The organism is Agrobacterium sp. 6Ca8 (assembly GCF_055382765.1).
The window spans coordinates 1,612,775-1,633,049 of the sequence record NZ_AP026433.1 but is presented as its reverse complement, the minus strand read 5'-3'; the positions used below and the strand labels follow the sequence as shown (position 1 = coordinate 1,633,049).

The 20,275-nt window shown below is 57.2% G+C and carries 32 protein-coding genes and 1 pseudogene; 29 read left to right on the top strand and 4 right to left on the bottom strand.

What is annotated here, in order from left to right:
- Positions 1-14 precede the first annotated feature (14 nt).
- The 28 genes from tuf (at position 15) to rplQ (ending at position 16,643) form a co-directional block, all read left to right on the top strand.
- Positions 15-1,190, top strand: coding sequence for an elongation factor Tu (tuf, locus tag ACZ5A6_RS08240; protein WP_013636434.1), 1,176 nt, complete (start codon positions 15-17; stop codon positions 1,188-1,190).
- Between the two features lie 313 nt (positions 1,191-1,503).
- On the top strand, positions 1,504-1,812 hold the full coding sequence (gene rpsJ, locus ACZ5A6_RS08235; protein WP_003507767.1) for a 30S ribosomal protein S10: 309 nt from the start codon (positions 1,504-1,506) through the stop codon (positions 1,810-1,812).
- 166 nt (positions 1,813-1,978) lie between these two features.
- Complete coding sequence (gene rplC / locus ACZ5A6_RS08230; RefSeq protein WP_003516149.1) at positions 1,979-2,620, top strand: 50S ribosomal protein L3; 642 nt, start codon at positions 1,979-1,981, stop codon at positions 2,618-2,620.
- Positions 2,621-2,632: 12 nt separating this feature from the next.
- A complete protein-coding gene (gene rplD, locus ACZ5A6_RS08225; RefSeq protein WP_003516147.1) occupies positions 2,633-3,253 on the top strand; it encodes a 50S ribosomal protein L4 in 621 nt (206 codons plus the stop codon).
- Positions 3,250-3,543, top strand: coding sequence for a 50S ribosomal protein L23 (locus ACZ5A6_RS08220; protein WP_003495178.1), 294 nt, complete (start codon positions 3,250-3,252; stop codon positions 3,541-3,543). The genes rplD and ACZ5A6_RS08220 overlap by 4 nt, the downstream gene beginning before the upstream one ends.
- A 43-nt stretch (positions 3,544-3,586) precedes the next feature.
- The gene (rplB, locus tag ACZ5A6_RS08215) at positions 3,587-4,423 is read left to right on the top strand and encodes a 50S ribosomal protein L2 (RefSeq protein ID WP_003516146.1); all 837 of its coding nucleotides are present in this window, start codon (positions 3,587-3,589) and stop codon (positions 4,421-4,423) included.
- Between the two features lie 15 nt (positions 4,424-4,438).
- The gene (rpsS, locus tag ACZ5A6_RS08210; protein ID WP_003507772.1) at positions 4,439-4,717 is read left to right on the top strand and encodes a 30S ribosomal protein S19; all 279 of its coding nucleotides are present in this window, start codon (positions 4,439-4,441) and stop codon (positions 4,715-4,717) included.
- 2 nt (positions 4,718-4,719) lie between these two features.
- Positions 4,720-5,109 carry a 50S ribosomal protein L22 gene (rplV, locus tag ACZ5A6_RS08205; protein WP_003495184.1) on the top strand — a complete coding sequence of 130 codons (390 nt, stop codon included), beginning with the start codon at positions 4,720-4,722 and terminating at the stop codon, positions 5,107-5,109.
- Positions 5,109-5,840 (top strand): 30S ribosomal protein S3, encoded by a 732-nt coding sequence (rpsC, locus tag ACZ5A6_RS08200; protein WP_003516138.1) that lies wholly within the window; start codon positions 5,109-5,111, stop codon positions 5,838-5,840. The genes rplV and rpsC overlap by 1 nt, the downstream gene beginning before the upstream one ends.
- A 38-nt stretch (positions 5,841-5,878) precedes the next feature.
- A complete protein-coding gene (rplP, locus tag ACZ5A6_RS08195; RefSeq protein WP_003516136.1) occupies positions 5,879-6,292 on the top strand; it encodes a 50S ribosomal protein L16 in 414 nt (137 codons plus the stop codon).
- A 12-nt stretch (positions 6,293-6,304) separates the two neighbouring features.
- On the top strand, positions 6,305-6,505 hold the full coding sequence (gene rpmC / locus ACZ5A6_RS08190) for a 50S ribosomal protein L29 (protein WP_003495193.1): 201 nt from the start codon (positions 6,305-6,307) through the stop codon (positions 6,503-6,505).
- 11 nt (positions 6,506-6,516) lie between these two features.
- Positions 6,517-6,753, top strand: coding sequence for a 30S ribosomal protein S17 (rpsQ, locus tag ACZ5A6_RS08185; RefSeq protein WP_003495195.1), 237 nt, complete (start codon positions 6,517-6,519; stop codon positions 6,751-6,753).
- A gap of 234 nt (positions 6,754-6,987) precedes the next feature.
- A complete protein-coding gene (rplN, locus tag ACZ5A6_RS08180) occupies positions 6,988-7,356 on the top strand; it encodes a 50S ribosomal protein L14 (RefSeq protein ID WP_003495199.1) in 369 nt (122 codons plus the stop codon).
- 12 nt (positions 7,357-7,368) lie between these two features.
- Positions 7,369-7,677, top strand: a complete 309-nt coding sequence (gene rplX, locus ACZ5A6_RS08175; protein WP_003516133.1) for a 50S ribosomal protein L24 — start codon at positions 7,369-7,371, stop codon at positions 7,675-7,677.
- Positions 7,670-8,224, top strand: a complete 555-nt coding sequence (gene rplE, locus ACZ5A6_RS08170) for a 50S ribosomal protein L5 (RefSeq protein WP_003495201.1) — start codon at positions 7,670-7,672, stop codon at positions 8,222-8,224. The genes rplX and rplE overlap by 8 nt, the downstream gene beginning before the upstream one ends.
- A 33-nt stretch (positions 8,225-8,257) precedes the next feature.
- A complete protein-coding gene (gene rpsN, locus ACZ5A6_RS08165) occupies positions 8,258-8,563 on the top strand; it encodes a 30S ribosomal protein S14 (protein WP_003495202.1) in 306 nt (101 codons plus the stop codon).
- A gap of 12 nt (positions 8,564-8,575) precedes the next feature.
- Positions 8,576-8,974 carry a 30S ribosomal protein S8 gene (gene rpsH, locus ACZ5A6_RS08160; RefSeq protein ID WP_003516131.1) on the top strand — a complete coding sequence of 133 codons (399 nt, stop codon included), beginning with the start codon at positions 8,576-8,578 and terminating at the stop codon, positions 8,972-8,974.
- Positions 8,975-9,017: 43 nt separating this feature from the next.
- On the top strand, positions 9,018-9,551 hold the full coding sequence (rplF, locus tag ACZ5A6_RS08155) for a 50S ribosomal protein L6 (protein ID WP_003516129.1): 534 nt from the start codon (positions 9,018-9,020) through the stop codon (positions 9,549-9,551).
- Between the two features lie 12 nt (positions 9,552-9,563).
- Positions 9,564-9,926, top strand: a complete 363-nt coding sequence (gene rplR / locus ACZ5A6_RS08150) for a 50S ribosomal protein L18 (RefSeq protein ID WP_003516127.1) — start codon at positions 9,564-9,566, stop codon at positions 9,924-9,926.
- Positions 9,927-10,144: 218 nt separating this feature from the next.
- Positions 10,145-10,714, top strand: a complete 570-nt coding sequence (rpsE, locus tag ACZ5A6_RS08145; protein ID WP_003516126.1) for a 30S ribosomal protein S5 — start codon at positions 10,145-10,147, stop codon at positions 10,712-10,714.
- Positions 10,715-10,725: 11 nt separating this feature from the next.
- Positions 10,726-10,932, top strand: a complete 207-nt coding sequence (gene rpmD, locus ACZ5A6_RS08140) for a 50S ribosomal protein L30 (protein WP_003495212.1) — start codon at positions 10,726-10,728, stop codon at positions 10,930-10,932.
- A gap of 16 nt (positions 10,933-10,948) precedes the next feature.
- A complete protein-coding gene (gene rplO, locus ACZ5A6_RS08135; protein WP_003516125.1) occupies positions 10,949-11,428 on the top strand; it encodes a 50S ribosomal protein L15 in 480 nt (159 codons plus the stop codon).
- Positions 11,429-11,761: 333 nt separating this feature from the next.
- A complete protein-coding gene (gene secY, locus ACZ5A6_RS08130; RefSeq protein WP_003516124.1) occupies positions 11,762-13,102 on the top strand; it encodes a preprotein translocase subunit SecY in 1,341 nt (446 codons plus the stop codon).
- Positions 13,099-13,689: an adenylate kinase gene (locus ACZ5A6_RS08125; protein ID WP_003516123.1), complete on the top strand. Its 591-nt coding sequence runs from the start codon at positions 13,099-13,101 to the stop codon at positions 13,687-13,689. Before secY ends, ACZ5A6_RS08125 begins: the two co-directional genes overlap by 4 nt.
- Positions 13,690-13,996: 307 nt before the next feature.
- Complete coding sequence (gene rpsM, locus ACZ5A6_RS08120; RefSeq protein ID WP_003516122.1) at positions 13,997-14,365, top strand: 30S ribosomal protein S13; 369 nt, start codon at positions 13,997-13,999, stop codon at positions 14,363-14,365.
- Between the two features lie 138 nt (positions 14,366-14,503).
- Positions 14,504-14,893, top strand: coding sequence for a 30S ribosomal protein S11 (gene rpsK / locus ACZ5A6_RS08115; RefSeq protein ID WP_003495225.1), 390 nt, complete (start codon positions 14,504-14,506; stop codon positions 14,891-14,893).
- Positions 14,894-15,088: 195 nt separating this feature from the next.
- Entirely contained in the window at positions 15,089-16,099 is a 1,011-nt protein-coding gene (locus ACZ5A6_RS08110; protein WP_003516121.1) for a DNA-directed RNA polymerase subunit alpha, read from the top strand.
- A gap of 118 nt (positions 16,100-16,217) precedes the next feature.
- The gene (rplQ, locus tag ACZ5A6_RS08105; protein WP_003495230.1) at positions 16,218-16,643 is read left to right on the top strand and encodes a 50S ribosomal protein L17; all 426 of its coding nucleotides are present in this window, start codon (positions 16,218-16,220) and stop codon (positions 16,641-16,643) included.
- 78 nt (positions 16,644-16,721) lie between these two features.
- Here the strand turns inward: rplQ and ACZ5A6_RS08100 are convergent, their stop codons facing one another.
- Positions 16,722-17,045 carry a hypothetical protein gene (locus ACZ5A6_RS08100; RefSeq protein WP_333717822.1) on the bottom strand — a complete coding sequence of 108 codons (324 nt, stop codon included), beginning with the start codon at positions 17,043-17,045 and terminating at the stop codon, positions 16,722-16,724.
- A gap of 219 nt (positions 17,046-17,264) precedes the next feature.
- The gene (locus ACZ5A6_RS08095) at positions 17,265-18,137 is read right to left on the bottom strand and encodes a DUF817 domain-containing protein (RefSeq protein ID WP_003516116.1); all 873 of its coding nucleotides are present in this window, start codon (positions 18,135-18,137) and stop codon (positions 17,265-17,267) included.
- A gap of 57 nt (positions 18,138-18,194) precedes the next feature.
- Here ACZ5A6_RS08095 and ACZ5A6_RS08090 point away from each other — a divergent pair.
- Positions 18,195-18,623: pseudogene (locus ACZ5A6_RS08090) on the top strand (ribosomal maturation YjgA family protein).
- Here ACZ5A6_RS08090 and msrQ read toward each other — a convergent pair.
- Together msrQ and msrP are read right to left on the bottom strand one after the other, a co-directional pair.
- On the bottom strand, positions 18,577-19,224 hold the full coding sequence (gene msrQ / locus ACZ5A6_RS08085) for a protein-methionine-sulfoxide reductase heme-binding subunit MsrQ (protein WP_113157731.1): 648 nt from the start codon (positions 19,222-19,224) through the stop codon (positions 18,577-18,579). The pseudogene ACZ5A6_RS08090 and the gene msrQ overlap by 47 nt on opposite strands.
- A 2-nt stretch (positions 19,225-19,226) precedes the next feature.
- Positions 19,227-20,168: a protein-methionine-sulfoxide reductase catalytic subunit MsrP gene (msrP, locus tag ACZ5A6_RS08080; protein ID WP_025593942.1), complete on the bottom strand. Its 942-nt coding sequence runs from the start codon at positions 20,166-20,168 to the stop codon at positions 19,227-19,229.
- Positions 20,169-20,275 lie beyond the last annotated feature (107 nt).

Here is a 20,275-nt window from a genome sequence, read left to right as displayed (position 1 = left end):
ATGGAGAGCCACTAATGGCAAAGAGCAAGTTTGAGCGCAATAAGCCGCACGTCAACATTGGCACGATCGGTCACGTCGACCACGGCAAGACGTCGTTGACTGCTGCGATCACGAAGTATTTCGGCGAGTTCAAGGCGTACGACCAGATCGACGCTGCTCCTGAAGAAAAGGCTCGCGGCATCACGATCTCGACGGCGCACGTCGAATACGAAACGCCGAACCGTCACTACGCACACGTCGACTGCCCCGGCCACGCCGACTACGTGAAGAACATGATCACCGGTGCTGCCCAGATGGACGGCGCGATCCTGGTTTGCTCTGCAGCTGACGGCCCGATGCCGCAGACGCGCGAGCACATCCTGCTTGCTCGCCAGGTTGGCGTTCCGGCGATCGTCGTGTTCCTCAACAAGGTTGACCAGGTTGACGACGCCGAGCTTCTCGAGCTCGTCGAACTGGAAGTTCGCGAACTTCTGTCGTCCTACGACTTCCCGGGCGACGATATCCCGATCGTCAAGGGTTCGGCACTTGCTGCTCTTGAAGATTCCGACAAGAAGATCGGTGAAGACGCAATCCGCGAGCTGATGGCTGCTGTTGATGCCTACATCCCGACGCCTGAGCGTCCGATCGACCAGCCGTTCCTGATGCCGATCGAAGACGTGTTCTCGATCTCTGGCCGTGGTACGGTTGTGACGGGTCGCGTTGAGCGCGGTATCGTCAAGGTTGGTGAAGAAGTCGAAATCGTCGGCATTCGTCCGACGTCGAAGACGACGGTTACCGGCGTTGAAATGTTCCGCAAGCTGCTCGACCAGGGCCAGGCTGGCGACAACATCGGTGCTCTGGTTCGCGGCGTTACCCGTGACGGCGTTGAGCGTGGCCAGATTCTGTGCAAGCCGGGTTCGGTCAAGCCGCACAAGAAGTTCATGGCAGAAGCCTACATCCTGACGAAGGAAGAAGGCGGCCGTCATACGCCGTTCTTCACGAACTACCGTCCGCAGTTCTACTTCCGTACGACTGACGTTACCGGTATCGTTTCGCTTCCAGAAGGCACGGAAATGGTTATGCCTGGCGACAACGTCACTGTTGAAGTCGAGCTGATCGTTCCGATCGCGATGGAAGAAAAGCTGCGCTTCGCTATCCGCGAAGGCGGCCGTACCGTCGGCGCCGGCATCGTCGCTTCTATCGTCGAGTAATTTCACGACGTTGAAATTCAGACCGGCGGCGGTGTTACCCACACCGCCGCCGGGCTTTTAGTAAAAAAGCCTGGCGGCGTTGCATTTTTAGTGCTTGAAAAATTCGGTGAAAGCGCGTAAACGCGCATTCACACTCACCCGCTGGATTCGCAAGCAATTGCGGAGCGCGGTGTTTTAGCAATACAGACTACTGAAATGATTGGGGTGCGACGCGCATCCCTCTCGATTTTTGAAAATCTGCGGCGCCACGATCAATAGAAGTTCATGTGTTTCCGCGTGCGGAAACGAATAACAAAGAACAAGGACAAGACGAATGAACGGCCAGAATATCCGTATCCGCCTCAAGGCGTTCGATCACCGGATCCTCGATGCCTCTACCCGTGAAATCGTGTCGACCGCAAAGCGCACCGGCGCCAGCGTTCGCGGCCCGGTTCCGCTCCCCACCCGCATCGAAAAGTTTACCGTCAACCGCTCTCCTCACGTTGATAAGAAGAGCCGTGAACAGTTCGAAATGCGGACGCACAAGCGTCTTCTCGATATCGTTGACCCCACCCCGCAGACCGTCGATGCTCTGATGAAGCTCGACCTGGCTGCCGGCGTTGACGTTGAAATCAAGCTCTAAGACTGGCCTGACCTCATCCAAGTGAGGGCCATATAACAAGGAAGGTACGTGGAGAAATCCAACGGCTTCCAATCCGGAGACCGGAAACATCGTGAGATGTCGAAGGGCACTCCTTAACAAAGGCCAAAAAGGGTTTTCCCTTCAAGGCTCGCAAGAGGATGAACCAATGCGTTCAGGTGTGATTGCACAGAAAGTGGGTATGACCCGCGTCTACAACGACGCTGGTGAACATATTCCAGTAACAGTATTGCGGATGGATAACGTACAAGTCGTTTCCCAGCGCACGGAAGACAAGAATGGCTACACCGCAGTTCAGCTCGGTGCCGGCCAGTCCAAGGTCAAAAACACGACGAAGGCGCTTCGCGGTCATTTTGCCGCTGCCAACGTCGAACCGAAAGCAAAGCTCGTCGAGTTCCGGGTTTCCCCCGAGAACCTGATCGATATCGGTGCAACACTGACCGCAACTCATTTTCAGGCCGGCCAGCTGGTCGACGTAACGGGAACCACGATCGGTAAGGGTTTTGCCGGTGCTATGAAGCGTCACAACTTCGGTGGTGGTCGCGCTTCGCACGGTAACTCCGTATCGCACCGTGCGCACGGTTCGACTGGTAACAACCAGGATCCGGGCCGCGTGTGGAAGGGCAAGCGCATGGCTGGTCATATGGGCCAGACGCGCGTTACGACCCAGAACCTCGAAGTCGTTTCGACCGATGAAGACCGTGGCCTGATCCTCGTCAAGGGTGCAGTTCCCGGTTCCAAGGGCGCCTGGATCATCGTCCGCGACGCCGTCAAGTCGGCCGCGAAGTAAGGGAGCCTTATCATGGAATTGAACGTCAAGACCCTCGAGGGAAAAGACGCCGGCAAGGTTTCTCTGTCGGACGAGATTTTCGGCCTCGATCCCCGTCAGGATATCCTGGCCCGTATGGTTCGCTGGCAGCTTGCAAAGAAGCAGCAGGGAACGCACAAGACCAAGACCCGTGCGGAAGTTTCCCGTACTGGTGCGAAGATGTACAAGCAGAAGGGTACGGGCCGCGCTCGTCACCATTCGGCTCGCGCACCGCAGTTCCGCGGCGGCGGCAAGGCCCACGGCCCGGTCGTTCGCAGCCACGCACACGACCTTCCCAAGAAGGTTCGCGCGCTTGCTCTGCGTCACGCCCTGTCTGCAAAGCTGAAGGCTGAAGATCTGATCATCGTCGATCAGCTCGTCGCGTCCGAAGCAAAGACCAAGGCTCTGCTGGGCAGCTTCGCTTCGCTTGGCCTGACCAACGCTCTCGTTATCGGTGGCGCAGAACTTGATGGCAACTTCAAGCTCGCAGCTCAGAACATCCCGAACGTGGACGTTCTGCCGGTTCAGGGCATCAATGTTTACGACATCCTGCGTCGTGGTAAGCTCGTGCTTTCCAAGGCTGCTGTAGAGGCTCTGGAGGAGCGGTTCAAATGACGGATCTTCGCCACTACGATGTGATCGTATCTCCTTCGATCACGGAAAAGTCGACGCTGGTATCCGAACAGAACCAGGTCGTATTCAACGTCGCCAAAAGCGCTTCCAAGCCTGAAATCAAGGCTGCCGTGGAAGCTCTCTTCGGCGTCAAAGTCACGGCTGTGAACACGCTTATCCGCAAGGGTAAGACCCGTCGTTTCCGTGGGTTCGCCGGTAAGCTGAAAGACGTCAAGAAAGCCGTCGTTACGCTCGCCGAAGGTCAATCCATCGACGTGTCCACCGGACTCTAAAGGTTAGGCCCAAGCGGGCAAAGACCCAAAAGGGAACAAGAATATGGCATTGAAAAGTTTCAATCCGACCACGCCAAGCCAGCGTCAGCTGGTTATCGTGGACCGCGCTTCGCTCTACAAGGGCAAGCCGGTAAAGGCTCTCACCCAGGGCCTCAGCTCCAAGGGTGGCCGCAACAACCAGGGCCGGATCACCGTCCGGTTCCAGGGTGGCGGTCACAAGCGGACCTACCGTCTGGTGGACTTCAAGCGTCGCAAGTTCGACGTTGAAGGCACCGTTGAACGTTTGGAATACGACCCCAACCGCACCGCGTTCATCGCGCTGGTTACGTATACCGACGGCGAACAGGCTTACATTCTCGCGCCACAGCGTCTCGCTGCCGGTGACAAGGTGATCGCCTCCGACAAGGCAGTGGACGTGAAGCCCGGCAACACCATGCCGCTTCAGTACATTCCGGTCGGTTCGATCATCCACAACGTCGAGATGAAGCCAGGTAAAGGCGGTCAGATTGCCCGCTCCGCCGGTACGTACGTCCAGCTCGTCGGCCGCGATGCCGGTATGGCTATCCTGCGTCTCAACTCGGGCGAACAGCGTCTGGTGCACGGCTCCTGCCTCGCATCGATCGGCGCAGTTTCGAACTCCGATCACGGCAACACCAACGACGGCAAGGCTGGTCGTTCGCGTTGGCGTGGCAAGCGTCCGCACGTTCGCGGCGTCGTCATGAACCCGGTCGACCACCCGCACGGTGGTGGTGAAGGTCGCACGTCGGGTGGTCGTCACCCGGTTACTCCGTGGGGTAAACCCACGAAGGGCAAGCGCACCCGTTCGAACAAGTCGACCGACAAGTTCATCATGCGTTCGCGCCATCAGCGCAAGAAGTAAGAGGAGAAGTCTCAAGTGGCTCGTTCAGTTTGGAAAGGTCCGTTTGTTGACGGCTATCTTCTCACTAAGGCTGAGAAGGTGCGCGAAAGCGGACGCAATGAAGTAATCAAGATCTGGAGCCGTCGCTCCACGATCCTGCCGCAGTTCGTCGGATTGACGTTTGGCGTCTACAACGGCAGCAAGCATGTGCCCGTCTCTGTCAATGAAGACATGGTCGGACACAAGTTCGGTGAATTCTCTCCGACCCGTACCTATTACGGTCACGGCGCGGACAAGAAGGCAAAGAGGAAGTAATCATGGCGAAGGCTAAGACCGAACGCCGGCTGAAGGACAATGAGGCTCAGGCCATTGCCCGTACGCTCCGCGTCAGCCCCCAGAAACTGAACCTGGTTGCCGCTCTTATCCGTGGCAAGAAGGTTGATCGCGCTCTCGCCGAGCTCGAATTCTCCCGCAAGCGCATCGCAGGGACCGTCAAGAAGACGCTCGAATCTGCGATTGCCAATGCGGAAAACAACCATGACCTCGACGTCGACGCTCTCGTCGTCGCCGAGGCCTATGTTGGCAAGTCCATCACCATGAAGCGTTTCCACGCTCGTGGCCGTGGTCGTGCATCCCGCATTGAAAAGCCGTTCTCTCACCTCACGATCGTTGTTCGTGAAGTTGAGGAAAAAGGGGAGGCCGCATAATGGGTCAGAAAATCAATCCGATCGGCTTCCGCCTCGGCATCAACCGTACCTGGGATAGCCGCTGGTACGCTGACACCGCTGAATACGGCAAGCTGCTGCATGAAGACCTGAAGATCCGGGCTTACTTGATCAAGGAACTCAAGCAGGCCGGTATCGCCAAGGTGGTCATCGAGCGTCCGCACAAGAAGTGCCGCGTTACGATCCATTCGGCTCGTCCGGGTCTCATCATCGGCAAGAAGGGCGCGGACATCGAGAAGCTTCGCAAGAAGCTTTCCGAGATGACCAACTCCGAAACGCACCTCAACATCGTTGAAGTGCGCAAGCCGGAAATCGACGCGACTCTCGTCGCCCAGTCGATCGCCCAGCAGCTCGAGCGCCGCGTGGCTTTCCGCCGTGCGATGAAGCGTTCGGTTCAGTCCGCAATGCGTCTTGGCGCCGAAGGCATCAAGATCACCTGCGGTGGCCGTCTCGGTGGCGCCGAAATCGCTCGTACCGAATGGTACCGCGAAGGACGCGTTCCGCTGCACACGCTGCGTGCGGACATCGACTACGGCACAGCTGAAGCGGAAACCGCGTTCGGCATCTGCGGCATCAAGGTCTGGATCTTCAAGGGCGAAATCCTTGAGCACGATCCGATGGCTTCTGAGCGTCGTGGTCTCGAAGGCGATGCTCAGGGCCCTGCAAGCCGTGAGCGTGGCGATCGTCCCGATCGTCGTCGCGAAAACGCTTGATTGACGCTGGCGAAAGATAAGCTCGGAGAAGTAAGAAAATGTTGCAGCCAAAGCGTACTAAGTACCGCAAGCAGTTCAAGGGACGCATCAAGGGCGTCGCCAAGGGCGGCTTTGACCTGGCATTCGGTGAATTCGGCTTGAAGTCGCAGGAACCGAACCGCGTGAACGCACGCGAGATCGAAGCGGCCCGCCGCGCGATCACGCGTTACATGAAGCGCGCAGGTCGTGTGTGGATCCGCGTATTCCCAGACGTTCCGGTAACGGCAAAGCCGACCGAAGTTCGTATGGGTAAGGGCAAGGGTTCGGTCGAATACTGGGCATGCAAGGTCAAGCCCGGTCGTATGATGTTCGAGATCGACGGTGTGTCCGAGGAGATCGCCCGCGAGGCGCTTCGTCTCGGCGCTGCCAAGCTCTCGGTCAAGACGCGCTTCGTACAGCGCATCGCAGAGTAAGGAGCAAGGCACATGAAAGCCGATGAAGTTCGCGGCCTCAGCGCCGACCAGCTCAAGGACAAGCTCGCCGATCTGAAGAAGGAGCAGTTCAACCTGCGCTTCCAGAAGGCGACTGGCCAGCTGGAGAAGTCCTCGCGCATCAACGAAGTCCGCAAGGACATCGCCCGCGTTAAAACCATTGCCCGCCAGAAGGCGGCAGAAGCCAAGGCCTAAGGAAAAATAATATGCCGAAACGCATTCTGCAGGGCGTCGTAGTGTCCGACAAGAACGAGAAGACTGTTGTAGTCCGGGTTGAGCGCCGATTCGCTCACCCGCTGCTCCAGAAGACCGTTCGCCGTTCGAAGAAGTACAAGGCACACGACGAAAACAATCAGTATAAGGTCGGCGATGTCGTTTCCATCGAGGAATGCGCACCGATCTCCAAGGACAAGCGCTGGACGGTCGTTTCCGCCCAGGCTTAATTTCATCAGAATCGCGCCAGGTCTCTTGTACTTGGCGCGAAATACTGTATGAAGCACCGCAAGGACGCTCGTGAATCGAGCGTCTTTTGCTTTGATGCGCACGGAAGGTCCTTCGGGAAACCACCCTGTCACGACATTTCCGCGCAAAAAAAGAGACATTCATAAGCTGGGGCAGGGGGCTCACTCGGGAGAGTTTGCCCAACCGTTCCGGTAACAACAAGAAGGCGACCTGACATGATTCAGATGCAAACAAACCTCGACGTGGCGGATAATTCCGGCGCACGTCGTGTCATGTGCATCAAGGTGCTGGGCGGCTCGAAGCGCAAATATGCTTCTGTTGGCGACATTATTGTCGTTTCCATCAAGGAAGCTATTCCGCGCGGCCGCGTCAAGAAGGGCGATGTGATGAAGGCGGTTGTCGTTCGCACCGCCAAGGACATCCGTCGCGCTGACGGCAGCGTCATCCGTTTCGATAACAACGCAGCCGTTCTTATCGACAACAAGAAAGAGCCCATCGGCACCCGTATCTTCGGACCGGTTCCGCGCGAACTTCGCGCCAAGAACCACATGAAGATCATCTCGCTGGCTCCGGAAGTACTGTAAGGAGCGTATGCGATGCAGAAAATTCGTAAAGGCGACAACGTTGTCGTATTGACCGGTAAGGACAAGGGCCGTACCGGCGAAGTAATCCAGGTTTTGCCGAAGGAAGATCGGGCCGTTGTGCGTGGCGTTAACATGGTGAAGCGTCACCAGCGCCAGACCCAGGCTCAGGAAGCTGGCATCATCAACAAGGAAGCGTCCTTGCACATCTCCAACATTGCCATCGTCGATAAGGATGGCAAGCCGACCCGCGTTGGCTTTACTGTTGTAGACGGCAAGAAGGTCCGCGTGGCCAAGCGTTCGGGAGAAGTGATCGATGGCTGATAAGTACGAGCCGCGTCTCAAGACGGAGTACGTTTCCCGTATCCGTGGCGCCATGCAGGAGAAGTTCTCCTACGCCAACGTGATGATGATCCCGAAGCTTGAAAAGATCGTGATCAACATGGGTGTTGGCGAGGCAACTGCCGACTCCAAGAAGCCAACCATTGCTGCCGGTGACCTGGCTGCGATTGCCGGCCAGAAGCCGGTTGTTACCCGCGCTCGCAACTCGATCGCTGGTTTCAAGGTTCGCGAAGGCATGCCGATCGGTGCGAAGGTTACCCTTCGTGGCGCCCGCATGTATGAATTCCTTGATCGCCTGGTCAACATCGCGCTGCCGCGCGTTCGCGACTTCCGGGGTCTGAACCCGAAGAGCTTTGACGGCCGTGGCAACTTCGCCATGGGCATCAAGGAACACATTGTGTTCCCTGAGATCAACTACGATAAGGTTGATCAGATGTGGGGCATGGACATCATCGTTTGCACGACGGCGACGTCGGACGACGAAGCACGGGCTCTGCTTACAGAGTTCAACTTCCCGTTCCGTCACTAACCGTAACGACGAGCGTAGAAAAGGAACTCCGATATGGCGAAAACAAGCGCAGTTGAAAAGAACAAGCGCCGCCGCAAGTCGGTCGCCCAGCAGGCCACCAAGCGGGCTGCACTGAAGGCGATCGTGATGAACCAGTCCCTTCCGATCGAAGACCGGTTCAAGGCCACTCTGAAGCTCGCTTCGCTGCCGCGTGACGGCTCGAAGACGCGTATCCGCAACCGCTGCGAAGTAACGGGCCGTCCGCGCGCGTTCTATCGCAAACTCAAGATGTCGCGTATCGCGCTTCGTGAGCTGGGCAATTCCGGCAAGGTGCCGGGCATTGTCAAGTCGAGCTGGTAAGGAGACGGGCACATGACCATGACTGATCCTTTGGGTGATATGCTCACCCGCATCCGCAATGGTGCTGCTCGCCGTAAGTCTTCGGTAAGCACGCCTGCTTCCAGCCTCCGCGCACGCGTTCTCGACGTGCTGCAGGCTGAAGGCTACATTCGCGGTTATTCCAAGGTCGATTTCGAAAACGGCAAGGCCGAATTCACGATCGAACTGAAGTACTACGAAGGCGCGTCCGTGATCCGTGAGATCGGCCGCGTTTCCAAGCCGGGCCGCCGAGTTTATGTCTCGGTTAAGTCCATTCCGCAGGTCGCGAACGGCCTCGGCATCACCATCCTTTCGACCCCGAAGGGCGTGATGGCCGATCACCAAGCTCGCGAACAGAACGTTGGTGGCGAGGTTCTTTGCTCGGTCTTCTAAGACCCGAGCACGGATCTCCATAACGAACAGACAGGATTGAACAATGTCTCGTATCGGTAAAAAGCCCGTTCAGGTTCCAGCAGGTGTTACGGCCAATGTCGACGGCCAGAAGGTCACTGCTAAGGGCCCGAAGGGTGAACTGTTTTTCGTCGCTAATGACGACATCCAGCTGAAACTCGAAGATAATGGCGTTTCCGTAACGCCGGCCAACAACACCAAGGAAGCTCGTTCCAAGTGGGGCATGTCCCGCACGATGATCGAGAACATCTTCAAGGGTGTTAAGGACGGCTACGAACGCAAGCTCGAAATCAACGGCGTCGGTTACCGTGCCGCCCTGCAGGGCAAGAACCTGCAGCTGGCTCTCGGTTTCAGCCACGATGTAGTTTACGAGCCTCCGGTCGGCATCACCATTGCCGTTCCGAAGCCGACGGAAATCATCGTTTCCGGCATCAACAAGCAGCAGGTTGGCCAGGTTGCCGCGGAAATCCGCGAATACCGTGGTCCCGAGCCCTACAAGGGTAAGGGCGTGAAGTACGCTGAAGAGCGTATCGTCCGCAAAGAAGGCAAGAAGAAGTAAGGATCACGCGAAATGGCTAGCAGGAAAGAAGCACTTGCACGTCGCGCGAGCCGTGTGCGCCGCCAGATCAAGGCGGTTGCCAATGGCCGCCCGCGCCTGTCGGTTCATCGCTCGTCGAAGAACATCTACGCTCAGATCATCGATGACGTTGCTGGCAAGACGCTTGCGTCTGCCTCCACGCTCGAAGCCGATCTGCGCGGCTCGCTCAAGACCGGCGCCGACGTTGCAGCAGCAGCTGTCGTAGGCAAGCTGGTGGCAGAGCGTGGCGTCAAGGCTGGCGTCAAGGATGTCGTATTCGACCGTGGCGCATTCATCTATCACGGCCGTATCAAGGCTGTGGCAGAAGCTGCCCGCGAAGGCGGTCTGAACTTCTGAGTGCTTGACCCTTTCGATTGTTCGCAATCGAGAGAAAGGGTCACGCACCACTCAAGATCCTGCAGTGTCCTTTGCGTGTCGGTTTCGACACGCGGCGCTGCAGTTTCCGCCCTGACAACGATCCGGGCGGAATTTCACTGGGCCATGCGGGTCTCTTCATCGAGGCCGGTGGTCTTTTCGTTTGCCGTTCCACCCGTAAAAGAAAAAGGACAAGGACAATGGCACAGGAAAAAAGAGGTTCTCGCGACGACCGCCAGAACCGTGAAGAACGCGATAGCGAATTCGTCGACAAGCTGGTCGCGATCAACCGCGTTGCAAAGGTTGTTAAGGGTGGCCGTCGCTTTGGCTTCGCCGCTCTCGTCGTCGTCGGCGACCAGAAGGGCCGCGTTGGCTTCGGTCACGGCAAGGCTCGCGAAGTTCCGGAAGCCATCCGTAAGGCAACCGAGAGCGCAAAGCGCGATCTGATCTTCGTTCCGCTGCGCGATGGCCGCACGCTGCATCACGACGTCAATGGCCGTCACGGCGCAGGCAAGGTTCTGCTGCGTTCGGCCAAGGCCGGTACCGGTATCATCGCCGGTGGTCCGATGCGCGCTGTTTTCGAAACGCTGGGCGTTCATGACGTTGTTGCCAAGTCGACCGGTTCTTCGAACCCGTACAACATGGTTCGCGCAACGTTCGACGCTCTGAAGCATCAGGTTCATCCTAAGGACATCGCTGCACAGCGTGGTCTCAAGTATGCGACCCTTCAGTCTCGTCGTGCCGCTTCCGGCAACGCTTCTGAAGAATAAGGAGCTGGATCATGGCCAAGAAGACTACTGAAGCCAAAAAGACTGTTACGGTCGAACAGATCGGCAGCCCTATCCGCCGCCCGGCAATCCAGCGTCAGACGCTGGTCGGTCTGGGTCTCAACAAGATGCACCGTCAGCGCACCCTGGAAGATACTCCTGCGGTTCGCGGCATGATCCGTGCGGTCCAGCATCTCGTTCGCGTCGTTGACGAGAAGTGAGACGGAGTAACCTATCATGAAACTCAATGAAATCAGAGACAACGAAGGCTCCACCAAGGACCGCATCCGCGTAGGTCGCGGTATTGGTTCCGGCAAGGGCAAGACCGGTGGTCGCGGTGTAAAGGGTCAAAAGGCTCGTTCGGGCGTCGCCATCAACGGTTTTGAAGGCGGTCAGATGCCAATCTACCGTCGTCTTCCGAAGCGCGGTTTCAACAACATTTTCGCTTCCGAATTTGCTGTTGTATCGCTCGGCCGCATTCAGACGGCCATCGACGCCAAGAAGCTCGACGCTTCCGCAACGATCGATGCTGCTGCTCTCAAGGCTGCTGGCGTTATCCGTCGCACCAAGGACGGCGTTCGCATTCTCGCTGACGGCGAACTGACGAGCAAGGTTGCTTTTGAAGTTGCCGGCGCTTCCAAGCCTGCACTCGAAAAGATTGAGAAGGCTGGCAGCTCTATCAAGCTTCTCGCAGTTGCAGCTGAAGCCTCCGAGTAATATATAGACTCCAGACGCCCGGGGCATAGTCGCTCCGGGCGTTTGCGCTCCCTGGCTTATGGTGCTCTCGATTTAAATCGATTTATTGTGGCATCATGGCAAACTCTTCGCGGTGCAGCTGTTATGCGCGCCACATGCGGCATAAAGTGCCGCAGGGAGAGCCTCACAGTTCTTGAACTTCCTTGAGGGAGGGGATAGGACATAAAAAAACAGGGTGAGGCATGATGGCGGCGCAACGCCGTGTTCGTCCGAAGCCCGTTTTTGAACCGGTATTTTTAGACCTTTCCGCATTGGCCGGTTTCGCTGGCCGGCAAGGGTCATTCGGAGAAATTTATGGCTTCAGCAGCGGAACAACTGGCTTCGAACCTGAATTTTTCGACCTTCGCTAAGGCGGAGGATCTGAAAAAGCGTCTCTGGTTTACTCTTGCCGCACTTCTCGTCTACCGTCTTGGTACCCACATTCCGCTTCCGGGTCTGAACCCCGAAGCCTATGCACAGGCCTTCCGTGGCCAGGCCAACGGTATTCTCGGTCTTTTCAACATGTTTGCGGGTGGCGCAGTCGAGCGTATGGCGATCTTCGCCCTCGGCATCATGCCTTACATCTCCGCTTCGATCATCGTGCAGCTCATGACCTCGGTCGTGCCTTCGCTCGAAGCGTTGAAGAAGGAAGGCGAAGCCGGACGCAAGATCATCAACCAGTACACGCGCTACGGCACGGTACTGCTTGGCACCCTGCAGGCCTACGGCATCGCTGTCGGCCTTGAGAGCGGCAACGGCCTCGTGGTCGATCCTGGCCTGTTCTTCCGTATTTCCACCGTCATCACGCTGCTCGGCGGCACGATGTTCCTGATGTGGCTTGGCGAACAGATTACCTCGCGCGGCATCGGCAACGGTATTTCGCTCATCATCTTTGCCGGTATTGCCGCAGGTCTGCCCAAGGCGCTTGCCGGCACGCTGGAACTCGGCCGCACCGGTGCGTTGTCGACGACGCTCATCCTCATGGTCGTTATCGTGGCAATCGGCGTCATCGCGCTGATCGTTTTCGTGGAGCGCGCCCAGCGCCGTCTGCTGATACAATATCCGAAACGCCAGGTCGGCAACCGGATGTTCCAGGGCGATACCTCGCATCTGCCGCTGAAGCTCAACACGGCTGGCGTTATTCCCGCGATCTTCGCATCCTCGCTGCTGCTTCTGCCTGCGACGGCTGCCGGTTTTGCCGGAAACACCAACCTGCCGGGCTGGGCAACCTCGATCATCGCGTCGTTGCAGCATGGACAGCCGCTGTTCATGGCGCTCTACGGCCTGCTCATCGCGTTCTTTGCATTTTTCTACACGGCTATCGTCTTCAATCCGAAGGACACGGCCGATAACCTCAAGAAGCATGGCGGCTTCATTCCGGGCATTCGTCCGGGCGAGCGCACCGCGGAGTACATCGATTACGTTCTGACCCGTATCACGGTTGTCGGCGCTGTTTATCTTGTCTTCGTGTGTATCCTTCCTGAGACACTTATCGCACGTACGGGCATTCCATTAGCCCTTGGTGGTACTTCGCTTTTGATCGTTGTCAGTGTAACTCTGGACACGGTTGCGCAAATTCAGGGACACCTGATCGCGCAGCAGTATGAAGGACTGATCAAGAAGTCGAAGTTGCGTGGAGGAAAGAGGGGACGATGAGACTGATATTTTTAGGTCCGCCGGGTGCGGGCAAGGGAACCCAGGCCAAACGCCTGACTGACAAGTACGGGATCCCGCAGCTTTCCACCGGTGACATGCTTCGCGCTGCGGTTAGCGCGGGCACGGAAATAGGCAAGCGCGCCAAGGCCGTCATGGACGCCGGCGGGCTGGTTTCCGACGATATCGTCAATCAGATCGTTTCCGAACGCATCGAAGCTCCGGACTGTGCCAAGGGTTTCATTCTCGATGGCTATCCGCGCACCGTTCCGCAGGCCAAGGCGCTTGCCGAGAACATGCACAAGAAGAACGTCGCCCTCGATGCCGTCATCGAACTGAAGGTGGACGAGGAGGCGCTGATTCGCCGAATCGAAAATCGCGTTGCAGAGACCATCGCTGCCGGTGGCACGGTTCGTTCCGACGACAATCCGGAAGCCTTCCGCAAGCGGTTGACGGAGTATCGCGAGAAGACTGCGCCGCTGTCGCAATATTACAGCGAGCAGGGCGAACTTGTGACACTGGATGGCATGGCTGATGTCGATGCCGTCACCGCAGCCATCGAACGGGTTCTGGAAAAGGCCTCGGCCTGATGGTTGGAGCGGGATGGTGAAAACCGCAGGCGGTTTTCCCGGCAAATCCTGTGCTCCTGATACGGCGTATCCTTTGGATCGCAAAAGAATCTTGGCGGAGCCGGTTGCTTTTTAGCGCTGATTCCGTTAAACACCGCGCCAACTCGCGACATCCCAAGCGACTGGCGCGGATTTCCCTTAAGGGATGGAAATCCGGGTTCGGTCGTTTTGACTTGTCACGGACATCAATTTTGAACTGGCGGTCGTGTCGGCCGCTCGAATGGAATCACCACTTGCCGGATGGCAACTGGAACCAAGGAGAAAAGACGTGGCACGTATCGCTGGCGTCAACATCCCGACTGCAAAGCGCGTTGTTATTGCGCTGACGTATATTCACGGGATTGGTCCGAAATTCGCGCAGGAAATCATGGACAAGGTCGGTCTTCCGGCTGACAAGCGCGTTCATCAGCTTACGGATGCTGAAGTTCTTCAGATCCGCGAAGCCATCGATCGCGACTATCAGGTCGAAGGCGATCTTCGTCGCGAGACCTCGATGAACATCAAGCGTCTGATGGACCTCGGCTGCTACCGCGGCCTGCGTCACCGTCGTGGCCTTCCGGTCCGCGGTCAGCGCACGCACACCAACGCCCGCACCCGTAAGGGTCCGGCGAAGGCTATCGCTGGTAAGAAGAAGTAATTTTCCGGTTCTCCGGAAAGGAGAGGCTGGTGCGGTCTGCGCCAGCCTTTCTGAGTTTGGCGTGAAGCTCGGAAACGGGTCGATCGCCGGTGTAGCCGCTGGTGTTACGGCGGTGAAGAGATCAATGAAAGGTATAAAATGGCCAAGGAAGCCGCACGCGTTCGCCGTCGCGAACGTAAAAATATCACGTCGGGCGTCGCGCATGTCAACTCGACCTTCAACAACACGATGATCACCATCACCGACGCACAGGGCAATGCTATTGCCTGGTCGTCCGCTGGTGCCAAGGGCTTCAAGGGTTCGCGCAAGTCGACCCCGTTTGCTGCCCAGATCGCTGCTGAAGATTGCGCGAAGAAGGCTCAGGAACACGGCATGAAGTCGCTTGAAGTTGAAGTTTGCGGTCCGGGTTCCGGCCGTGAATCGGCACTTCGCGCTCTGCAGGCTGCCGGTTTCATGATCACTTCCATTCGCGACGTGACGCCGATCCCGCACAACGGTTGCCGTCCGCGCAAGAAGCGCCGCGTCTGACGCGACCGTGGTTCGGAAATTCCGCCTTTCCTTCGGTCTGGCGGAATTTTCGTGTATCTGGCGTGTGCGCGTCGATTTCGATCGACGGACTTGCGCTCAAGAACCCACTGATGAACCGCGGAATTAGGTTCCTCTCAGTGTTTTCATGCTCGGTCCGTCACGATTGGATGGTGGCGGCGAACGGAAGGTTTAAAGATGATTCAGAAGAACTGGCAGGAACTTATCAAGCCGAACAAGGTCGAGTTCACCTCGTCCAGCCGCACCAAGGCAACTCTCGTTGCCGAGCCGCTGGAGCGTGGTTTCGGTCTTACTCTCGGCAACGCGCTGCGTCGCGTTCTGTTGTCTTCTCTGCGTGGTGCCGCTGTTACGGCCGTGCAGATCGACGGTGTCCTGCACGAATTCTCCTCCATCCCCGGCGTTCGGGAAGATGTGACGGATATCGTGCTCAACATCAAGGAAATCGCCATCAAGATGGATGGTGACGATTCCAAGCGCATGGTCGTGCGCAAGCAGGGTCCGGGTTCGGTAACCGCTGGTGACATCCAGACGGTTGGCGACATCGAGATCCTGAACCCCGACCACGTGATCTGCACGCTGGACGAAGGCGCTGAAATCCGCATGGAATTCACCGTCAACAACGGCAAGGGTTACGTACCGGCTGAGCGCAACCGCGCGGAAGATGCCCCAATTGGCCTCATTCCGGTGGACAGCCTGTATTCTCCGGTCAAGAAAGTGTCCTACAAGGTGGAAAACACCCGTGAAGGTCAGGTTCTCGACTATGACAAGCTGATCATGACGATCGAGACCAACGGTTCGGTTTCCGGCGAAGACGCCGTTGCCTTCGCCGCTCGCATTCTTCAGGACCAGCTCGGCGTCTTCGTCAACTTCGACGAGCCGCAGAAGGAAGCAGAAGAAGAATCGGTTACCGAACTCGCGTTCAACCCGGCGCTTCTCAAGAAGGTCGACGAGCTGGAACTGTCCGTTCGTTCGGCAAACTGCCTGAAGAACGACAACATCGTCTATATCGGCGACCTGATCCAGAAGACCGAAGCCGAAATGCTTCGCACGCCGAACTTTGGTCGCAAGTCGCTGAACGAAATCAAGGAAGTTCTCGCTTCCATGGGTCTGCACCTCGGTATGGAAGTACCGGCATGGCCGCCTGAGAACATCGAAGATCTCGCCAAGCGTTACGAAGACCAATACTAACAAACAAGAAGGCAGACCTTAAAGACTGCCTTTCCCCGTCAAACAGCAGATAAGTCATCTGCATGTGCCAGGAAACGGCAGGCCTTAGAGAAGGCACCTGCGTAGAAGGAGAATAGCAATGCGCCACGGTAATTCAGGCCGCAAGCTCAATAGAACCGCCAGCCACCGCAAGGCAATGTTTGCCAACATGGCTGCTTCGCTCATCACCCATGAGCAGATCGTCACCACCCTTCCTAAGGCGAAGGAAATCCGTCCGATCGTTGAGCGTCTCGTGACGCTTGGCAAGCGCGGCGACCTGCACGCTCGTCGTCAGGCGATCTCGCAGATCAAGGATCAGGACGCTGTTCGCAAGCTGTTCGACGCAATCGCTTCGCGTTACGCAACCCGCAACGGCGGCTACCTGCGCATCATGAAGGCTGGCTTCCGCCAGGGCGACAACGCGGCTCTGGCCGTTGTTGAATTCGTCGAGCGTGACGTTGACGCCAAGGGCGCAGCCGACAAGGCTCGCGTTGCTGCGGAAGCTGCTGCTGCCGAAGCTGCGTAAGGTCTGACGCCGTTCAGGCGTCGTGAATTAAAAAGCCGGGTGAGAAATCACCCGCCTTTTTATTTTCCAAAAGAATAGTCATGAACGACGCAGATAGTAACCGTCAGTGCCGTCGTCACCTTCGATCAACTCGACGGTCCGGTTGAGAAGCCATCTAATTCCCTTACCTTCGGCACCAAATTCAGCATTGGATGTGTTCCAAAGATCTCCAATCAAGCCATCTGAAACATCAGAGCGCAACAGGGATGCAAGGAATGTATTGAGCTCATTTCGCTCCTTTTTGGTTAAGTGATACAAACCTAAAAGTAAGACGCCATCCAAGCTTTCGAACATTTCGAAGTCTTGGATCATATAGCCTGTAAATTTCAGGAATACGGGCGCGGGTGTAATGGTCTTTTTCACAATATCGGCGTTCCGATGGTAAGCTGTATCAACATAGAAGCCATTAGGGCGGCTGGCGTCGTGAACAATAAATACGCCAACTTCGGTATTTTCGCTTGTCTTGTATATCGCCCGGTAGATTTTTTGGCAGGATTTACTTAATGATATCTAAGTTATTGCTCTCTATCGGCTCGATGTCCTGCAATCGTCGTTTTTAACGATGCTTGGAAAGCGCTCGCTTCACTCCGGAACGTGGATGCGGGCCTTGATGTGCTTGAGTTGCGCGACAATCGTAAACGTCATGATGACCAGCAGCGACCACGAACTCCACTTGCCGATATGCACCACGGACCAGGCGCCGATCTGATCGGGATATTTCCAGATACCGAAGAATGTGGAGATGTTTTCCGCCAGCCAGACGAAAAACCCTATCAGGACGAAGGAGAGAAGCAGCGGCATCTTTCGATCCCGATCATAGGGACGGTAGACCACTGTTGCGCGGGAATAGAGGCCGATGGCGCAGGCGGCGATGTACCAGCGGTAGTCACCGATAAAGTGGTGGGTGAAGAAGTTGGCGTAGATGGCGATGCCGATCAGCGTTGCCATCCAATAGGTGGGATAATTGCGAATGCGCACATCCAGCAGGCGCCACGCCTGGATGATGTAGCTGCCGACGGCGGCGTACATGAAGCCGGAAAAGAGCGGCACGCCGAGGACCTTGCTATAGGCGAAGTCGGGGTAGGACCAGGACTGGATAGCGCTTGACGTCTTGAACACCTCAAGCGCGAAGCCGACGATATGGAACAGCAGGATGGCCTTGGCCTCGTCAAGCGTTTCCAGCCTGCTCCAGATCATGAAGAACTGGATGCCGAGCGCGACGATCAGCAGCACGTCATAACGCGGAATGCCAAATACCCCACCATGCGGCACTACGAAGATGGAAATGAAGAACAATCCCGCAAACAGGCAGGCACGGGCTTCCTTGATACCGAAATAGAGAAATTCGATGACAAAGCGCCTGATGCCCTTGAGTTCGCCCCAAGGATAGGTATCGCACAGAAGATTGTCCAAAACCGAGAGGCGGGTTGCGGCTGGGCCTGTTGCTATGCTCATGTTCGCGCCTCGATTTGTATCCGTTAAATTTTCATACGAAAACCGGAAGGAACTCGCATGGGTCCGTCACGCCTTTCCCCGCCTTATTTTGCCCGCATCCGGCTTTTGGCGGCGGCCATGATTGTGATCATTGGCGGTCTTTGCTTGCGGGCGTTCGGCTACGAGGTGGGATTGCCGTTCGTGGCGGTAAAATATGGCGGATCCGTGCTCTGGGGGGCGATGGTCTATCTGCTGCTGGCGGCCATCCTTCCGTCCCGCTGGTACGGTTACGAGGTTCACATCGCCGTCATCGCCGTCGTCGTCGTGGAATTGATTCGGCTCGTTCATTTCCCGGCGCTGGACGCGTTTCGCGCAACGGCGGCCGGAGCTTTGCTGCTCGGCCGCGTTTTCTCGGTGTGGAATATCGTCTGATATATCGGCGGGATCGCGGTGGCGTCCTTTACGTCCGGACGGGGCTTGCGCGCCTTGCCCTCTTCGCCGCCATGATCGAGGGCCGCACCAGCCGATACCCGAGCAACACCACCATCGTACTGATATAAAACACCGGCTCGAGCGTGATCGATTTTCGCGCCAACACGAAATGCAGTACGCCGACGATGAGCACGAGATAGACGAGCTTGTGCAGCGTGTTCCAGCGGCTGCCGAGCTTGCGGATCGACCAGCGGTTGGAGGTGAGCGCGAGCGGCAGCAGCATGACGAGCCCCGCCATGCCGAACATGATATAGGGCCGCTTGAGAATATCAGCGGCGATGGAGCTGAAGACCAGGCCGCGGTCCAGAACCAGATAGACGCTGAAATGTGCCAGCACGTAATAGAAGGCGATCAGTCCCAGCGCCCGGCGATAGGCGATGAGGTTTATGTTGAAGAGATCGCGCAGCGGCGTCACCAGCAAGCCGAGGCAGAGAAAGCGCAGGGCCCAGATGCCGAGCATGTGCTCGAAATCCTTGACTGGGTTGAAGCCGAGGCCGCCCGTCGCGGCGAGGTAAAAATACCACAGGCCGGGACAGAGGCCGATGACATAAAGCGACCAGATGGCTGCCGGCTGATAACGCTTCGGCAGTGAGGGAAGCGAAAAGGCGAGGGCCATGATCAGTAATTCGCCTTTAGATCGAGGCCGGTATAGAGGCTTGCCACCTCGTCGTAGCCGTTGAACATCAGGGTAGGGCGGTTCTGGGTGCCGAAAAAGCCGCCTTCGCCGATTCGCTGTTCCGTCGCCTGGCTCCAGCGCGGATGGTCCACATGCGGATTGACGTTGGAATAGAAGCCGTATTCGCGGGCGTTGGAGTTTTTCCACGTCGTTTCCGGCTGTTTCTCGACAAGCGAAATACGGACGATGGATTTGATGCCCTTGAAGCCGTATTTCCAGGGAACGACGAGGCGAATGGGCGCGCCATTCTGGTTCGGCAGGGTTTCGCCGTATAGTCCGACGGCAAGAATGGTCAGAGGATGGCGGGCCTCATCTAGGCGCAGACCCTCGACATAGGGCCAGGACAGAGGCTGGAACAGGCCGCTCTGGCCCGGCATTTCCTCCGGCCGCACCACGGTTTCGAAGGACACGTATTTCGCGCTGCCGAGTGGCTCCACCTTGTCGAGAAGGGCGGCGAGAGGGAAACCGATCCACGGAATGACCATCGACCAGCCCTCGACGCAGCGCATGCGATAGGTGCGCTCCTCTAGCTGATATTTCATCAGCTCTTCGATGCCGAATTCCTGCGGTTTGGAGACAAGGCCATCCACTTTTACCGTCCAGGGGGTGGGCTTGAACTTGCCGGAATTTTCCTTCGGGTCGGATTTGCCCACTCCGAACTCATAGAAATTATTGTAGCTGGTGACGGCATCGAGCGGGGTGAGCTTCTCATCCAGCTTGTAGGCGCCTGCTTTGGCAGCAAGCGGAGTGGCGACAGCCTCGCGGCCGGAAAGCCCGATTGCCGCAAGCCCCGCCGCCGTGCCCAGGAAGCCGCGTCTCGAGAGGTAGATATTCTTCGGCGTGATTTCTCGTGCCGGGATGAGGGGCGGACGATAGGCGGGCATTTCAACCTCCACAAAAGCCGGGTGCATCGGCGATAAATCGATTATGATAGGCTATACGGCCGCTGCACAGATATGTTTCAGCACTCTGCGCAAAAACAGCGGCCGGG

Coding starts and splice junctions, on each gene's coding strand:
- rplN (WP_003495199.1), top strand. CDS start 6,988: ATGATTCAGATGCAAACAAACCTCGACGTGGCGGATAATTCCGGCGCA.
- rpsC (WP_003516138.1), top strand. CDS start 5,109: ATGGGTCAGAAAATCAATCCGATCGGCTTCCGCCTCGGCATCAACCGT.
- rpmC (WP_003495193.1), top strand. CDS start 6,305: ATGAAAGCCGATGAAGTTCGCGGCCTCAGCGCCGACCAGCTCAAGGAC.
- rplF (WP_003516129.1), top strand. CDS start 9,018: ATGTCTCGTATCGGTAAAAAGCCCGTTCAGGTTCCAGCAGGTGTTACG.
- tuf (WP_013636434.1), top strand. CDS start 15: ATGGCAAAGAGCAAGTTTGAGCGCAATAAGCCGCACGTCAACATTGGC.
- rplE (WP_003495201.1), top strand. CDS start 7,670: ATGGCTGATAAGTACGAGCCGCGTCTCAAGACGGAGTACGTTTCCCGT.
- secY (WP_003516124.1), top strand. CDS start 11,762: ATGGCTTCAGCAGCGGAACAACTGGCTTCGAACCTGAATTTTTCGACC.
- rplP (WP_003516136.1), top strand. CDS start 5,879: ATGTTGCAGCCAAAGCGTACTAAGTACCGCAAGCAGTTCAAGGGACGC.
- rplV (WP_003495184.1), top strand. CDS start 4,720: ATGGCGAAGGCTAAGACCGAACGCCGGCTGAAGGACAATGAGGCTCAG.
- rpsE (WP_003516126.1), top strand. CDS start 10,145: ATGGCACAGGAAAAAAGAGGTTCTCGCGACGACCGCCAGAACCGTGAA.
- rplO (WP_003516125.1), top strand. CDS start 10,949: ATGAAACTCAATGAAATCAGAGACAACGAAGGCTCCACCAAGGACCGC.
- rpsN (WP_003495202.1), top strand. CDS start 8,258: ATGGCGAAAACAAGCGCAGTTGAAAAGAACAAGCGCCGCCGCAAGTCG.
- ACZ5A6_RS08095 (WP_003516116.1), bottom strand. CDS start 18,137: ATGAGCATAGCAACAGGCCCAGCCGCAACCCGCCTCTCGGTTTTGGAC.
- rplB (WP_003516146.1), top strand. CDS start 3,587: ATGGCATTGAAAAGTTTCAATCCGACCACGCCAAGCCAGCGTCAGCTG.
- rplR (WP_003516127.1), top strand. CDS start 9,564: ATGGCTAGCAGGAAAGAAGCACTTGCACGTCGCGCGAGCCGTGTGCGC.
- rplC (WP_003516149.1), top strand. CDS start 1,979: ATGCGTTCAGGTGTGATTGCACAGAAAGTGGGTATGACCCGCGTCTAC.
- rplQ (WP_003495230.1), top strand. CDS start 16,218: ATGCGCCACGGTAATTCAGGCCGCAAGCTCAATAGAACCGCCAGCCAC.
- rpmD (WP_003495212.1), top strand. CDS start 10,726: ATGGCCAAGAAGACTACTGAAGCCAAAAAGACTGTTACGGTCGAACAG.
- rplD (WP_003516147.1), top strand. CDS start 2,633: ATGGAATTGAACGTCAAGACCCTCGAGGGAAAAGACGCCGGCAAGGTT.
- msrP (WP_025593942.1), bottom strand. CDS start 20,168: ATGCCCGCCTATCGTCCGCCCCTCATCCCGGCACGAGAAATCACGCCG.
- rpsH (WP_003516131.1), top strand. CDS start 8,576: ATGACCATGACTGATCCTTTGGGTGATATGCTCACCCGCATCCGCAAT.
- rpsJ (WP_003507767.1), top strand. CDS start 1,504: ATGAACGGCCAGAATATCCGTATCCGCCTCAAGGCGTTCGATCACCGG.
- ACZ5A6_RS08110 (WP_003516121.1), top strand. CDS start 15,089: ATGATTCAGAAGAACTGGCAGGAACTTATCAAGCCGAACAAGGTCGAG.
- rpsQ (WP_003495195.1), top strand. CDS start 6,517: ATGCCGAAACGCATTCTGCAGGGCGTCGTAGTGTCCGACAAGAACGAG.
- rplX (WP_003516133.1), top strand. CDS start 7,369: ATGCAGAAAATTCGTAAAGGCGACAACGTTGTCGTATTGACCGGTAAG.
- ACZ5A6_RS08220 (WP_003495178.1), top strand. CDS start 3,250: ATGACGGATCTTCGCCACTACGATGTGATCGTATCTCCTTCGATCACG.
- rpsK (WP_003495225.1), top strand. CDS start 14,504: ATGGCCAAGGAAGCCGCACGCGTTCGCCGTCGCGAACGTAAAAATATC.
- ACZ5A6_RS08125 (WP_003516123.1), top strand. CDS start 13,099: ATGAGACTGATATTTTTAGGTCCGCCGGGTGCGGGCAAGGGAACCCAG.
- msrQ (WP_113157731.1), bottom strand. CDS start 19,224: ATGGCCCTCGCCTTTTCGCTTCCCTCACTGCCGAAGCGTTATCAGCCG.